The organism is Exiguobacterium aurantiacum DSM 6208 (genome assembly GCF_000702585.1).
Lineage (GTDB): Bacteria > Bacillota > Bacilli > Exiguobacteriales > Exiguobacteriaceae > Exiguobacterium > Exiguobacterium aurantiacum.
Genome location: NZ_JNIQ01000001.1, coordinates 1019587 through 1034785, shown reverse-complemented (window position 1 = coordinate 1034785; position 15199 = coordinate 1019587). Strand labels below are relative to the sequence as shown.

Sequence of the window (15199 nt, the reverse complement as noted above, 5' to 3'; positions counted from 1 at the left end):
GATTCGATGAGTTTTCCAAACGGATTTTTATGGGGCGGCGCCATCGCCGCGAACCAAGCAGAAGGCGCCTATTTAGAAGGCGGGAAAGGGTTGACGACGGTCGACTTGTTGCCGACGGGCAAAAAGCGGTTCGACGTCATGTTCGGCGACTTGCCGTCGCTCGAGCCGGTACCGGGTGAGTTTTATCCGTCGCACGAGGCGATCGACTTCTATCACCGTTAGAAAGAAGACATCGCGCTGTTCGCCGAGATGGGCTTCAAGGCGCTCCGCCTGTCAATCTCGTGGGCGCGCATCTTCCCGAACGGCGACGACGCGGAGCCGAACGAGGAAGGCCTCCAGTTTTACGATGACGTCTTCGACGAGCTGTTGAAGCACGGCATCGAACCGGTCGTCACGCTCGCCCACTTCGACGTGCCGGTCAGCCTCATCCAAAACTACGGCAGTTGGCGCGACCGCCGCCTCGTCGACTTCTTCGAGACGTACGCGTCGACGCTGTTTACGCGCTATAACGGTAAAGTGACCTATTGGATGACGTTCAACGAGATCAACATGCTGTTACATTTGCCGTTCATCGGCGCCGGTCTCGTGTTCGAGGATGGCGAGGACAAGCAACAAGTGAAATACCAGGCGGCGCACCATCAGCTCGTCGCGAGCGCGAAAGCGGTCAAAGCGGCACATGCCATCAACCCGGACATGCGAGTCGGCTGCATGCTCGCGGCCGGCCAGACGTACCCGTACTCGTGCAACCCGGACGACGTGTTGGACGCGATGGACAAGGACCGCGAATCGTTCTTCTTCATCGACGTCCAGTCGCGCGGCGAGTACCCAGGCTACGCCAAGCGCTACCTTGAAGAAAACGGCATCATCCTCGCGATGGAAGACGGCGACCTCGAGCTGTTGAAACAGCACACGGTCGACTATATCGGCTTCAGCTACTATGCGAGCCGGACGACGAGCACGGACCCGGAGATCAATAAAGAAACGGAAGGCAACATCTTCAGCTCGCTCGAGAACCCGTATCTCGAGAAGTCGGAATGGGGCTGGACGATCGATCCGACCGGCTTCCGCATCACGGCGAATCAGCTGTACGACCGCTATCAGAAACCGCTCTTCGTCGTCGAGAACGGGCTCGGTGCCGTCGATACGCCGAAAGACGGTTATGTCGAGGACGATTACCGCATCGACTACATGACGAAACATATCGAACAGATGCACGAGGCCATCAAGGACGGCGTCGAGATTCTCGGCTACACGAGCTGGGGCCCGATCGACTTGGTGAGCGCCTCGACCGGGGAGATGAAGAAGCGGTATGGCTTCATCTACGTCGATAAAGACAACGCCGGGAACGGCACGCTCGTCCGGTCGAAAAAGAAGAGCTTCGATTGGTACAAGCAAGTCATCGCGACGAACGGCGCGGAACTGACGCTTGCGGCATCCGTCGAGAAATGAGAAAAGCAGCCTCGGCCGAAATTCGGCTGAGGCTGCTTTTTCTCATCGGACGACTTTACTCGTCTTCTTCATTGCTTCGTATCCCGTTTGGGTCATGTTCACCGTGATGACGGTCCCCGTCTTTTGTTTTGGGATCGTCAATCGGTAATTCCCTTTCGCATCGACTTTCACCGGTTTGCTGATCGCTTTCGTCCCGACAAACGCCTGAACGGTCGCGTTCCGGTTCCCTTTACCGGTCACAACCGTCTGCGTCGATTTGACCGCATTGATTGTGAATGATGAGAACGTGTTGAGTACTTTCGTCGAGGTCAAACTCGAAGTGTTCCCGGCCGCATCGCGCGCACGGACCGAAACGGTCGCACCCGGTTTCGTCGTCTTCAAGTTATAGGCATACACCCCGGTCGAACTCGCCTTCGTCGTGTACGTCCGTCCGTCATACGTGACCAGGACGGTCGCACCCGCTTCCGTCTTCCCGGTCACCCGTGTCGATTTGTTCGTCAGCGTGAGAATGGTCGGCTTCGTCGGTCCGACCTTGTCAATCGTGAAGGAAATCGAGCTATAGTTTCCGGCTGCATCCGTCACGCGAAGCGCATATGTACCAGATGCGCTCACTTGTGTGTTCGTACGGAACGCCTTGCCGTTCAACGTCGCCGTCCCTTCGTTGAAACGGATCGTCACGGTCTGATTCGTCAACTGGTTCGCAGTGACACCTGTCACGACAGGTCGCGTCCGGTCAATCGTGAACGTCTCGACCGTCTCGTTTCCAATCGCATCGACGAGACGGAGCGTGTACACCCCTTCCCGGGAAATACGTGTCCCTGAGACAAAGGGTTGCCCGTTCAGTGTCGCCGCCCCTTCCGTGAAGAGAGGCGCGACTTCCCGGTAATGCGTCTTCCCTTTCGTCAATCCGTTTAAAACAGGAGGTGTCGCATCAATCGTGAAACGGACGACCGTCTCGTTCCCAGCTTCATCGACAACGCGCAACGTATAGCTCCCGTCTTTAGTGATCGTTTGGCCAGATGTGAACGGGACTCCGTTCAACGTGGCCTTTCCTTCGCTGAATCGTGGTGTGGCACGAACGAATGTCTTCCCGTCTTCGACGCCGCTCACTTCAACCTTCGTCCGGTCGATCGTGAAACGAATGTCCGTCGCGTTTCCGGCCTGATCGGTCACGACGAGCACATACGTCCCTTCCTCCGTGACAATCGTGCCACTTGCGAAGGCTTGTCCGTTTAGCGTCGCCGTTTCTTCAAACACAGGTGTGATGTCTTGATTGAACGTCCCGTTCGTCACACCTGTGACGAGCGGTGCCGTCCGGTCGATCGTGAACGTATGCGTCGTCGTGTTCCCAGCTTGATCCGTCACGACGAGCGCGTAGGCGCCGTCTGCTGTGATCGGTATCCCGGACGTGTACGGCTTCCCGTTCAGCGTCGCCGTTCCTTCGGTGAATGTTGGCGTCACGACGTCTTTCGTCAATCCGTCTGCCACCCCGTTCACCGTCACCGGTGTCCGGTCGATCGTGAATTCACGTGTCGTCTCATTTCCGGCCGCATCCGTCAAACGAAGCGTGTACGCCCCTTCTGCCGTGATCCGTGTCCCGGACGTGAACGGTTGACCGTTCAACTTCGCGACGCCTTCTGTGAACACCGGCGTCACGCCGTCTTGATAGAACGTCTGGTCAATCCCTTCGAGGACAGGTGCGGTCAAATCGATCGTGAACGTGACAAGCGTGGCGTTGCCGACGAGGTCGACGACACGGATGACGTGCGTTCCTTCCACATTGACAGACCCGCCCGCGAACGGCTTCCCGTTTAACGTGGCCGTCCCTTCATTGAATGTCACCGTGACCGCTTGATTGAGCAATGCTCGGTCGGTCACCCCGGTAATGATCGGAGCCGTTTGATCGATTGTGAACTGACGAGTCGTCTCATTTCCACTCGTATCTCGAACGACAAGTGTATACGTTCCATCTTCATCGATTGTCTCGCCTGAGCCAAACGATTTTCCGTTCAACGTCGCCGTTCCTTCGTTGAACGAAAGCGTCACAGGCGTAGCGACGGATGCCCCATTGGTGATGCCTGATACGACCGGCGGCAAAACGTCACGAATCGGTTTCGTATATACGTCGCTCGTGAACAGCCCGTGCTTCGCCTGAATCGTGAACGTGTCGTCGTTCAGCTCGAGCCCTTCAAACACGAACGTCCCGTCTGGCTTCGCCGTCGTTTGAACCGGCAACGACCCGAGCGTTACGGTCAACTCGGTTCCAGGTTCTGCCTTCCCTTGAATCGACGTGTCACGGTTCGTTACATCGTTGACGTGGAACACCTCATAACGTCGTGTCACACTTTCTGATGTGAGTTCGGCCTCATCGACCGAATAAGCCGTGAGCGTCACACTATCACCCAATATCATGGCATCGGTGTAAGGCTGTGGCGACGCATCGTTCTTCGAAACATAGATGGTGGCTTGTTTCGTCGTCGTGAGTTCGACCGTCTCGCCTTGCAAGTAGATGCCACTGTTTTTATTCGTCGTGACGACCGGCAAGTCACGCGAGTAGACTTTGTACGTCCAACGATGGATCTTGCCGAACTGGTCGGTCATCGTGAACCGAAGCATGTTGTCGCTCGGTGTCGGGACGGTGAGTCGGAACGTGCCGTTCGCTTTCGCTTGAATGACTTCCCCGTTCACAAAAAGTGTCCCGAGCGGTACATATGAACCGGAGACGTTGACGGTCCCGTTCGTTTCGAACACCGGCGTCTCGCTCAAACGGAACGGGAGCGTGCCGTACAGGTTGTTCGTCGCAATCATCGAAGAAATCGAGTTCGAGCCCGACATCGTCACCATCCCGTCTTGATACGGATAATAGTAGCCGAACGTGAAGTTGCTGGCCCGGATCTCACGCTTCGCTTGGACACCGCCCGTCAGACGAAGCCGTCCGCCGACATAGACGTTTCCGTTCAAGATGGTGTTCTGCCCGAGTATGAGCGTGGCCCCCGGCATGATATAGACGTCTTGATTGACGGTCATGTAGCTCCACCAGTCATCCGAGCTGACGATGATGGCGTTGACCGGTTCGATTTTCGGGAGCGTCGTCACCGTGAAGGCAAACCCATCGGACACGGTCGTCGTGTTTTGATTCAAGTCGGTCAGCGTAAGCGTATGTAACGCCCATTTCCCTGCGCCTTCCGGGAAGTCGCTGCGGTTCAAGTCGAAATGAAAACCTTCAGGCGTCACGAGCGAACTTGAGAGCGTGATGCGTTCCTCTCCGTTCACGAACACCGCCTCTGCCGACTTCAGCTTCAAGTCATCTGTAGCGTGGACGGTGAAGGACGACGTGTCATGTTCGTCGAGTTCGACATCGTTCGCTTCAAGACGATTGAAAGTCGGTGCTACGGTGTCTGTTGAGGGGTAGCGGAATGAAAAGTGATAATCGTCTGTTCCCCACAACGTATAGGCATTCCCTTGGTCATCTATCGCTGAAATGTAGTTGAGCTGATACATTCCGGCTTCCATGCCCTCCGTGATCATCAGCTCGCCTTGATAGCGATCGTCCCCGACGTATGTCAGCCAGACGTTCAACGAGTTCCCACTCTTCGGCTTCTTCAGATAAAGGTAAACCCGGTTCTGTTCGGTGACATTGTCCTTCACCACGACCTCAACAGGCACCGTGTCTCCGACCGTGTACTCGCCCGGCGCAATCGTGTAGCTCAAGATTTCTGGAGGTGATACATCTTCGTTCGTATCGAACATAGTGATGCTTTGACCCTTATCATCTCCCCATAACGTGTAGGCATTCCCCTGATCATCTATCGTCGAAATGTAGTGGAGATGGTACACTCCGGCTTCCATGCCCTCCATGATCGTCAGCTCGCCTTGATAGCGACCGTCCCCGACGTACGTCAACCAGACGTTCAATGAGTTCCCACTCTTCGGCTTCTTCAAATAAAGGTAAACCCGGTTCTGCTCGGTGACATTGTCCTTCACCACGACCTCAACCGGCACCGTGTCTCCAACCGTGTACTCGCCCGGCGCAATCGTGTAGCTCAAGATTTCTGGAGGTGATACATCTTCGTTCGTATCGAACGTAGTGATGCTTTGTCCCTTGTCATCTCCCCATAACGTGTAGGCATTCCCCTGGTCATCTATCGCCGAAATGTAGTGTAGATGGTATACACCGGCCTCCATGCCCTCTGTGATCATCAGCTCGCCTTGATAGCGACCATCCCCGACGTATGTCAGCCAGACGTTCAACGAGTTCCCACTCTTCGGCTTCTTCAAATAAAGGTAAACCCGGTTCTGTTCGGTGACATTGTCCTTCACCACGACCTCAACAGGCACCGTGTCTCCGACCGTGTACTCGCCCGGCGCAATCGTGTAGCTTAAAATTTCAGGAGGAATCACATCCTCCTCTGCCGTAACTGTCATCTGAAACGAACTCATCACCAACATCACGATAATGAGTTGAGCTATCCACTTCTTCATCAATTTCCCTCTTCCCTATCTATATATGTAGACTTTTGAATGTTAATCCTATAAATCCCATATAAAAATATAGCACGTTTCTTAAAAACGGAATGACCTATTTTTAAAAACGAGTGTATGATTGCAACAAAAAAAAGAGTGAAGCCCCATCGCTTCACTCTTGCCTCACTGATAGTTCGCCATCGCCGTCACCGGATACTTCCCTTCCTCCCACGTATGGTCCGCTCGCAATGTCGCATCGGACACTAAGAAGTAGTCGTACCCCACTTTCCCCGGCTGGTTCGGCACCGGATCGTTCCACGTCGTGTCCAAGTGATACCATTCCCCGTCAAGCTTGACGAGGTTCCACGCGTGAAGACCAGTTTCGACTTCTCCTGAAATATATCGCGTCTCGACACCGGCCGCTTCTAATAGAAGCAACGTCGTCAGCGCATACCCTTCACAGACACCTTCCCCATTGAATAATATCGAATACGGCGTGTATGGGCTCGCTGCGCTTTCCAAGTTATACGCCGTGTTTAACACGACGAAGTCGTTCACGTATTTCACTTTCTCAAAGTCGTTCAGACCGATCGGCATCTCTTGAACGATGCGCTCGACGCGGGCCGCGATCTGATGGGCCTCTTCTGTCGTCATGTCGTACGTCAACTTCATGTCGAGGTCGACATAGCCACCGTGATCCCGATACTGACTCTCCCCTCCCCGCGACAAGCGGAAGACGTAGATGTGGTTCGCCTCGAGCCAGTCCCACGCGGCATCCATCGTCTCCTCAAAGTCTTTCGTCTTCCCGATATAACGGATACTGAACGTTTCATCGAATCGGCTCATGTGATAGGCGAGTGCCATCCCAAGTTCTTCGGGTGAAGCGATCTGGCTCGGCAACGCATACGTCTCACCGAGTAGCGGCATCGCCTCGCTCTCCACTGCCACCGGACCAAAGCGCGCGGTCAAATCGGTCTCTGTATAGGCGACATACCCGCTCGCCATACCAATTCCTAACATGAGTACCGTCAACATACCACGACCGAAAACCGTCACAGAAGACCAGAGCGAAGATCGCTTGCTTTTAATCAAACGGTTCAATTCCTCACTGACAAACTCCTCAAGCTTCCCACGTTCCATCTTCAACTTTGGATGGACACGAAAGAGGACGGAACGATAGACCGGATCAAGTAATTCAAATTGCTTGGCCGGGTTATGTTCGTGGCGGCGCAGCAAAGCGTCTATCCGTTGTAACTCTTGTCGTAACGCACGCTGTATCGTCCATTGACGAATGAACGTCCGGTAGAGCCAATAGGTTAATGTGAATGAAATCAAAACGAGGATGAATGGAATGAATGTGTGTCCCATGAATGAGCTCCTTCTATACGTTATACGATTACCATTATAACCCATATAACGAATTCATTTCCTTCAAATATCCTCTTTGCAAATTACTTTACTTCTTGCTGACTCAAATATCCGCTCGTTCAGCGCAACCGTGACCGACGTATTGGATGAACTGTATACCGTCAACGTCTAAAAAAGACCATCGCCCGTTTCACAGGGTGATGGTCTGTCGTTTGTCTTGTCTCAAAAGGTGATTCTGGCTTTGCCGTCCACAATCATATCTGTGAATTGAACGTTGTCGAGCTGACTTCGATCGCTTTCATCACCAAATATCATTCTAACGTAACGGGATTGGTCCCGCGGATCCCGCACTGCATTCACAAATTCAAGGATGTTCCCTACTTTTTGATCGGACAAGACGTGAGAAAGCAGTCGGTCAAATGAGTAGAGGCGATAGCTATCTAAAAACACGTACTTATCTTGTATGAACAGGAGCTGTAATAAACGCTCATTTCTCGCAAGCATCTGGCGCACTTTGAACACGCCTGTCTCTTCATTGCTTAACACAGTCACAGACTGCGCACCATTTGACAACAAGGCGCAGACGAGTAAATGGATGACACGCTCGCCGCAGTCTTTTTGAAACGAATGAATTCCTTCTTTAATGCCATGAACACTCGTTGCAGCAGCAACTCGATCCGACAAGTCAGGGTTCATGCGCACCGTCTCGTTTGTGACGAGGCGAAACTTAACAAAACCTTTGTCCAGACTCGCAGCCCCTTCCGTCATGATGTCATAGACGGCTTGAAAATCGACTCGCACGATTTTACATGCTCCGGCCAGTTGATTAAATAAATCGCGATACCACCTCGCATACTGTTCAGAGGTCGTCTGCTCTGACCTTGCGCTTTCTTCAAAGATGATGTCAGGTATGAATAAAATGGCCTGCTCTTTCGTGAATGCATCAACCATGACTCCAAATTCGTCTGGACAATCTCTAGCTACAGTGGCCAATTTAGTCAACAACATGTTATCCAACACATACAGGGTGTGGTCTGCGTGATAACCCCAATCTGTTGTCACATAGGAACGAATCGCGTCATAGACTGGATTGTCAAAAGACCAAGGTTCAGTCATACTGATCGCGCTCCTCGCGTATTTGCTGTTGGAGCGTGGAGGCACGATTTTTGATGCTCGCTAAGTCACTCTCCCGGAGTCCAGACGTAATCGCAGGATCTTTCAACATTTCATCTAAATCGTCTAACTTGATCACTAACGTGGGTTGCAAGATCGAATGATCAAAGTCATCAGGCAACTGTTTCTGATAATCGTAGTCAATCAAACTAAGTGCCTCTTCTTCTTGAATCAAACCGTCCTGCAATAACTTGATGACAATCACCTTGAATGGCACTTCAAAAATAGGGATGAGATGAAGCACCCAATCGACTAGCGGACGATGTCGTAACGTGTGCGTCATTTGTTGAAACAAATCACGAAGCAGTCGACCATCCACTAACAGTTCTGCCGCGAATAGGTTCGCCTGCCTCTCATGCTCATTTAGCACCGAGTCTTCAAAAAAAGTTTGAATCGCCGCATTTTTTATTTTTGACTGTTCATATTTGAAATGATAGTACTCATGCACCCAGACGAAGTTTTCATATACGCGAGGTTGGGCTGTATTAATATGAATATAAAATCGGTGATTTCGATACGTCACCATCCCACCGTAATTCGGGAACGGGCTGGGGAACAAAATAACGTTCGCTTCCTGCATCAAATAATGTTTAATCATTTCCACAGGCTTATAGCGAAACAGCAAATTTGTTTCTTTCGTTTCTTCCACCTTACTTAAGACGCCAGGTAACAGTCGGTGGTTTGACTCGACGACCTGTAGGAGATTGTCTTTTGTGATCACAGTTCATTCACCTCGGCGACGGTATGAAGCGTATCGAGCAGATCAATGACTTCGTCCAGTGTTTTGAAGGTGTGTTGCAACTGTCGCGCTTCCGAACCGGTCGAACCGACGTGGTAATTGGCAGCAGCCAACTGCTGTAAATTACTCGTCTTTTCAATTTCTTCAACAGACAACGGCGGGACGAAATCCGCTTGATAAAAATACATCGGATCCTGAATGCGAAATAAGCGATTTAACTTTTCAACATTCCGAGTGACCTCTCCTTTTCCGGCCAACAAATTATAATACGTTTGTTTCGACATGCCCGCTTTTTCGTACACCCATTTATTCGTCTTATCGATTGCCTGAACGTAAGACTTCACATTTCTAGCGACCACTTCTTCAATGGTCATTGTTTTGACGTGCTCCACTCTACTCACCTCTTTCAAAAAGTCTAATAAAAATATACTAAAAATGACTAATCCTCATTTTAAACACATGAATATTCGTTTTATCTATTTAAAGTATACTATATGTTTACCCTATTTAAAATCGGTCAAGACTTTTCTATAGTGATTCCACGCAAAAAACCTCACGACGTTTTCCACGTAGTGAGGCTTCCTCTTGTCATTCTGCGCTAAACTTGTAAACCGTCCTCGAGTAATACAACTCCCCCGGATTCAGTTCGATTGACGTCGCCACGCCCGGATGGTTCGGCGCGTCCGGGAACGCTTGGGCTTCGAGACAGATGGCACTATGCTTTTGCCGTCCCTCGAGCGTCACCGGCGTCTCTTCACTTAAGAAGTTCGCCGTATAGACGACCATGACCGGCTGGTTCGTCTCGACTTCCATGACGCGCCCAGACACCGGGTCGTGCAATCGGGTCACCCCTTCCTTCAACAGGAACGGATGATCCAGACCACCAGCCTTCACGATCGCCTCGTCCTCGGACGTAATCGCCGCGCCGACCTCTTTCCCAGCCCGAAAATCGAACGGTGTCGCATCGACCTCGAGCAACTCCCCCGTCGGCAACGACTCCTCATCCAAACGGGCCGCGTGATCGGCCGGCAGCGTCAGCACGTGATCGTGCACCGTCGGCCGTCCGCCGAGGTTGAAATAGTTGTGGTGGTTCAAGTTGACCCACGTCCGTTCGTCCGTATCGGCCGTCATCGTGATGACGAGCGCATCGTCGTCCGTCAGTTCATACATGACTTTGAAGCGGACATTTCCCGGGTAACCTTCCTCCCCGTCCGGACTGAGGTACGTGAAGACGATCGCTTGTCCGTCGACGTCCATGTCCCAGTGCCGGGCCGTGATGCCTTCCTCGCCGCCGTGAATGTGATGCGGGTCCTCGCTTGGGGTCAAGGCCACCCCATCAATCTCGGCGTTGCGGATCCGTCCGGCGATGCGCCCGACGACGGACCCCAGATAGACCGGGTTTTCTAAGTATTGTTTCGGGTCACCGTACTTCAAGATGACGGACTCATAGTTCCCGTCCCGGTCCGGCGCCGTCAACTCGGTCATGGCGCAGCCATAATCGATGGCCGACAGGCGCATGCCGTTCGCGTTTTCAATCGTCGCTTGTTTCACTCGCTCACCCGCTTTTGTTAGAGTATGGACTACGCTATTACTTCCCTGCCTGCAAGCTCTTTAACCCAAAAAACCCGCCACACAAAACGTGTGACGGATTCAATGTCAATGCTAGTTCGACGATGATTCATACAGAACCATTCGATTTCTTATAAAATTATTTATTTATTCACTTTAAAGAAAGAAAGGATTATCTCGTATGAATATCTAAGAAGGTTATTACTCGCTTTATAAGTTTTAAAAAACAGGAAGGATTGTGTGACTTTATGAACATACAAGGAACCGAGCGAACAGTATCGAACCTTCACGAATGGCTTCAACTTAATCACGATTACGTTGAGGAACTTAAACAGCAGCCTCTCACTAAACAACATACAAAAGCGTTTTATGCTCGATTAACCCACGCAAACATCTTTGGACCAAAGATTATAATCAGAATAAATGACAAAAGAACTTTAGAGCATGGGCAAATTCAAATCAAAGCTCATATTTTAGAACCAACCGAAAATGGATTAATAGCTTGCAAGTCCCCAATTTTCCCTCATCAAGATTGGGAGCTCTCGGCGCTCGTTCACCAGGATTCAGTGATTAGGACGGGGGAACTATACGAAAGCTCTTATACGTTTGAAACACACGAACGTCATATGTTTCAACTCCTAAAAATCACTTCAAAGAAATTAACTCCTTTGAAATTACTTTTGGAAGATTTATTGCTTGCAGCTGGCGGCAAATCCTTAGCTGTAGCCACAGAAAAAAAAATTGGAACCGATTTGGAATCGGTAGTACTATCGAGATTAGTAGAATATCGCAAATCACTTTTTGAAGACGAAATTTTAAAGGTGCAAAAAGATCAGCTTCAGTTAGAGGCTCTACAACGAGAAAATGCAGAACTTCGAGATTTACTTACTAAAGAAAGAAAAGACCTTAGTCATGCGATTAATCAGTTAGAAAAAACTCACCAAACCGAAAAAACCGCTCTGAACATTCGTCATCAAAAAGAAATTTCTCAATTAACTGACCGAGAACTTCGATTGTACACAATCATTTCAGAATTACGTAAAAAACCTAATTCAACTCAATCTTCCGAACTCGATAAACCAATCTTGCCATGGGATACCGATACGGTCGTAAATACAATCCAACAACTATTTTATTGTGACCGTGACGAGAAGTTGTATTATCATCCTTCGGTGATTGATTCCTTTTTAAGAGCACTTCAAACGAATGCGCTCATCATATTGAGCGGTCCTTCTGGAACCGGAAAGTCTAGTCTGGTCACCGCATTTGCGGATGCGTTACAACATGCGACAGCCTCCTCAATCTCGGTGCAATCCAGCTGGACGGACAAACAAGATTTGTTTGGGTATTTTAACTCGATTGAAAAATGTTTTGTGCCCACAGAGTTCCTCGAAAAACTCATGGAAGCCAAAGCTTCAACCGGTCTACATTTAATCAGTTTAGATGAAATGAACCTCTCTCATGTCGAATATTATTTTGCTGAGATTTTGAGCAGCAGGGAACAGAACAAAGCAATTCAGCTCTATCCACAACGCTATTACGACGAGGCTGAAGAAATCGTATCCGACTTTGAATGCATCGAAGATCCTACTCCGACACAAATCAATCAATATCGCAATGCGAGAGAGTTGCTCAAGTACCACTATCAAATCGTCATTCCTGATAACGTAAGATTTATCGGCACCATTAATATGGACCACACCGTCAAACCGCTCAGCCCAAAAGTGATTGATCGAAGTTTCGTGATCGAACTTACTCACCAGACCCTTACAACTGAAGAAAAAACTGAATTAGATGCTTCAACTCTCACTGGAAAAATCGAATATGAGCATTACCGCTTTATGACACCAGGTCTATCTCCTGAAGCAGTCGAGCCCGATGTCGAATGGATAATCGAATGTTCTGCTGAGTTTCATACCATCCCTGATGTTCGCATCAATGCACGCGGAAAGAAACAACTCACGACTTACTTACAGGCCGCTCCTACCTTCTCGAAACAAACCGTCGATCATTTGATCATGTCGAAACTGTTACCTAGAATACATTTCTCGATAAACCAACACCCTGAAGCGTTAGAGACATTTAAATCTTTCATAGACAAACTGTACGCAAAAGGGTTTCATGAAAGTGCAACACGTGCAAATGTAATGCTTCAATCAAATCGATACATCAAGTTTTTTGATTAAGTAAAGAAAGCGGGAGTACGATGAGATTATTTGAAATTCAATTTACTGACGTAGTGATCACAAGTGTATCGCTCCTCAACTCGACCCAACATTCAGTCAAAAAAATCCAACCGCTTTTAAAATCTCAGGGGCGGTACCACTTTACTGAATACTCGAAAAAGAATGGTGAGTTCCTTAGAATCGGAGTCGAAGCAAAAGATGTACATGCGATTAAACTAAAAGGACAAGAAGATGTTAATTTCATCCGTTCCTATAATGACGAAGGCTTATGGTATATGCAGCCTGCCGATCAAGAAATCGGTCTCAATGTCTGTGGTCAATTCACCATCGAAGCATATGATACAAGCGACCGCCTAATCACGACCGAGACACTGATAGTCACCCCATCAACACTGTCACTTGAGCAATACGAATGTATGCAAGCAGAGGTCCGTGACTTGATGTCAGCATTTCACTTGAAACCACACGAATCGAATGGCGTAAGCAAATACTCAGCGTCTCACCATGTTTCAGTAGACCAATTGACCGGCTTGATTCAGCGTTTCACTGACGCCTTGAATGACGTCAGTGCTGCTCCTTCAGAATTACTTGTTCGAGTCCCGACCAAGGTACAGCGAGACAATGTCACACAGTGGACTGCCCGAACGATCCTTTCCGCTCAAACTTCAGCCGGTCAGCCTAAAATCAAAGTAGAGTCTGTCGATTCATCTCACGACCTAATCGAACATCGAATGATTCGGACGATGCTCGAGGTAACGTATGCCTATTTAAAGCAACTTTATGAGGTCGAAGTTAGTCGCATGAAAATGCTTCAGTCTGAAAAAGATGCCCGTAATGACAACGCTTTTCAGCCTAATCAAAGACAATCTGGACTTTTTTTCATCATGCGGGAAAAAACGAAGACAGTAGCGGCACTGCTAGCAAGATCCGAAGAAAGAATCAAGCTCCTAAAGGGGATGAAACAATCAATATCGTTATTTCTAGAGGAGGAACAGCTATTCAATGTGACTCCCGAAGAAATCAAAGGGACACATCTATTTTTGCATGAACTGGATTGTCAACACTTAACTAGACATTTTTTAAGAGGTCTCTTTTTTTATATTCTTTCGGTGTCAGGTAACCTAATGTCCCATGGATTCTGATGTGATTGAACCAATGTATGTAATCACGTAATTCACGGTCGAGAACTGTCAGATTCGGGAAAGTCTGCTTCTTGACGAACTCGATTTTGAGGACCTTGTACGTTGCCTCTGACACTGCGTTGTCGTAAGGACAGCCCTTGTCACTGAGCGAACGACGGATCCCGAAGCTGCGCAACGTGTCGCTCACGAGTTTGTTGTTGAATTCGCTCCCACGGTCGGTGTGAAACATGCCTACCCGACGGAGATCAGCTGGAATTGTTGCGATCGCCCGGGCCACCAGGTCCGCATCCTTGCGTTCGCCGACGCTATGTCCGATGATTTCCCGATTGAACAGATCGACAAATACACATACATAGTTCCATTTGTTTTGGACCCTGACGTACGTCAAATCACTCACGATGACCGACAGTTCCTTTTCCTGACGGAACTCACGATTCAGCTCGTTTTTCACCGTGGACTCGTTAGGATTGCTTCGTTTCGGTTTGAATTGTGCGACGGTGTAGGAGGACACGAGTCCCTGCTCATTCATGATGCGTCCGATGCGTCGGCGTGACACACGCTTCCCTAGACGCTGTAGCTCGACCTTGATCTTGCGCGTCCCATAATTGTCACGACTGCGACGGAAGATCTCGATGACATCACCGGTCACGTCGTCGACCGCCGGTCGCCTCTTGGATTCGTAGTAGAAGGTACTTCTTGACAGTTTCAGGACTTTACACATTGCTGATACCGAGTATTTGTGCATATTGTTCTTGATGACAGTTACTTTCGTCCTATGATCAGCGTGGCTTGCTTTAAAATGTCATTCTCCATCTCGAGTTGCCTCACTTGCTTGCGCAGGTCACGGAGTTCACGGGCCTCGTCGCTCAGGTTGTCCTCTGCCTTGAACGAACCGGTCGCACGGCTCTGGTTGATCCAACGTCCCAGTGCTGATGGTGTCAAATCGTACTCGCGAACGATATCGATCCTCGGCTTCCCGTTAAGATAGAGCTGGACGACCTGTTCTTTGAATTCATCTGTGTAAACGCGGTGCGCTCTCTTTGTCATGTTTGATGTTCTCCTCATGTTCATAATTTGTTTCAGTCTAATCGACCTCTTCATTTATGTCC

9 protein-coding genes and 1 pseudogene are annotated in these 15199 nt (G+C 49.6%); 3 read left to right on the top strand and 7 right to left on the bottom strand.

Annotated elements, in window-relative coordinates; genetic code table 11:
• Window positions 1-6: 6 nt before the first annotated feature.
• Window positions 7-1449: pseudogene (locus tag P398_RS16060) on the top strand (6-phospho-beta-glucosidase).
• A gap of 42 nt (window positions 1450-1491) precedes the next feature.
• On the opposite strand, the gene P398_RS0105610 reads toward P398_RS16060, so the two are convergent.
• The 6 genes from P398_RS0105610 to P398_RS0105585 all read right to left on the bottom strand — a co-directional run bounded on the left by P398_RS0105610 (window position 1492) and on the right by P398_RS0105585 (window position 10744).
• The gene (locus P398_RS0105610; protein WP_160151231.1) at window positions 1492-5889 is read right to left on the bottom strand and encodes an Ig-like domain-containing protein; all 4398 of its coding nucleotides are present in this window, start codon (window positions 5887-5889) and stop codon (window positions 1492-1494) included.
• A gap of 207 nt (window positions 5890-6096) precedes the next feature.
• Window positions 6097-7281: a transglutaminase domain-containing protein gene (locus tag P398_RS16350; protein ID WP_051638873.1), complete on the bottom strand. Its 1185-nt coding sequence runs from the start codon at window positions 7279-7281 to the stop codon at window positions 6097-6099.
• Window positions 7282-7503: 222 nt separating this feature from the next.
• Entirely contained in the window at window positions 7504-8397 is an 894-nt protein-coding gene (locus P398_RS0105600; protein WP_029334381.1) for a hypothetical protein, read from the bottom strand.
• Window positions 8390-9175, bottom strand: a complete 786-nt coding sequence (locus P398_RS0105595; RefSeq protein WP_029334380.1) for an ImmA/IrrE family metallo-endopeptidase — start codon at window positions 9173-9175, stop codon at window positions 8390-8392. Before P398_RS0105595 ends, P398_RS0105600 begins: the two co-directional genes overlap by 8 nt.
• Window positions 9172-9585 (bottom strand): PLP-dependent aminotransferase family protein, encoded by a 414-nt coding sequence (locus P398_RS0105590; RefSeq protein ID WP_051638872.1) that lies wholly within the window; start codon window positions 9583-9585, stop codon window positions 9172-9174. Before P398_RS0105590 ends, P398_RS0105595 begins: the two co-directional genes overlap by 4 nt.
• A gap of 196 nt (window positions 9586-9781) precedes the next feature.
• Window positions 9782-10744: an aldose epimerase family protein gene (locus tag P398_RS0105585; protein WP_034798922.1), complete on the bottom strand. Its 963-nt coding sequence runs from the start codon at window positions 10742-10744 to the stop codon at window positions 9782-9784.
• A gap of 266 nt (window positions 10745-11010) precedes the next feature.
• Between P398_RS0105585 and P398_RS0105580 the strand changes: the two genes are divergently transcribed.
• Both P398_RS0105580 and P398_RS16790 read left to right on the top strand, forming a co-directional pair.
• Window positions 11011-12948, top strand: a complete 1938-nt coding sequence (locus P398_RS0105580) for an AAA family ATPase (RefSeq protein ID WP_029334377.1) — start codon at window positions 11011-11013, stop codon at window positions 12946-12948.
• 20 nt (window positions 12949-12968) lie between these two features.
• Window positions 12969-14090 carry a hypothetical protein gene (locus P398_RS16790; RefSeq protein WP_147287394.1) on the top strand — a complete coding sequence of 374 codons (1122 nt, stop codon included), beginning with the start codon at window positions 12969-12971 and terminating at the stop codon, window positions 14088-14090.
• Here P398_RS16790 and P398_RS0105575 read toward each other — a convergent pair.
• A protein-coding gene (locus P398_RS0105575; RefSeq protein WP_115336678.1) for an IS3 family transposase occupies window positions 14017-15137 on the bottom strand; the annotation gives its coding sequence in 2 pieces (ribosomal slippage) (window positions 14017-14888 and window positions 14888-15137; 1122 coding nt in all). The genes P398_RS16790 and P398_RS0105575 overlap by 74 nt on opposite strands.
• Window positions 15138-15199 lie beyond the last annotated feature (62 nt).

Bases quoted from the DNA above. Each gene is read 5' to 3' on its own strand.
- P398_RS0105610 (WP_160151231.1), bottom strand. From the start codon at position 5,889: ATGAGTTCGTTTCAGATGACAGTTACGGCAGAGGAGGATGTGATTCCT.
- P398_RS16350 (WP_051638873.1), bottom strand. From the start codon at position 7,281: ATGGGACACACATTCATTCCATTCATCCTCGTTTTGATTTCATTCACA.
- P398_RS0105600 (WP_029334381.1), bottom strand. From the start codon at position 8,397: ATGACTGAACCTTGGTCTTTTGACAATCCAGTCTATGACGCGATTCGT.
- P398_RS0105580 (WP_029334377.1), top strand. From the start codon at position 11,011: ATGAACATACAAGGAACCGAGCGAACAGTATCGAACCTTCACGAATGG.
- P398_RS16790 (WP_147287394.1), top strand. From the start codon at position 12,969: ATGAGATTATTTGAAATTCAATTTACTGACGTAGTGATCACAAGTGTA.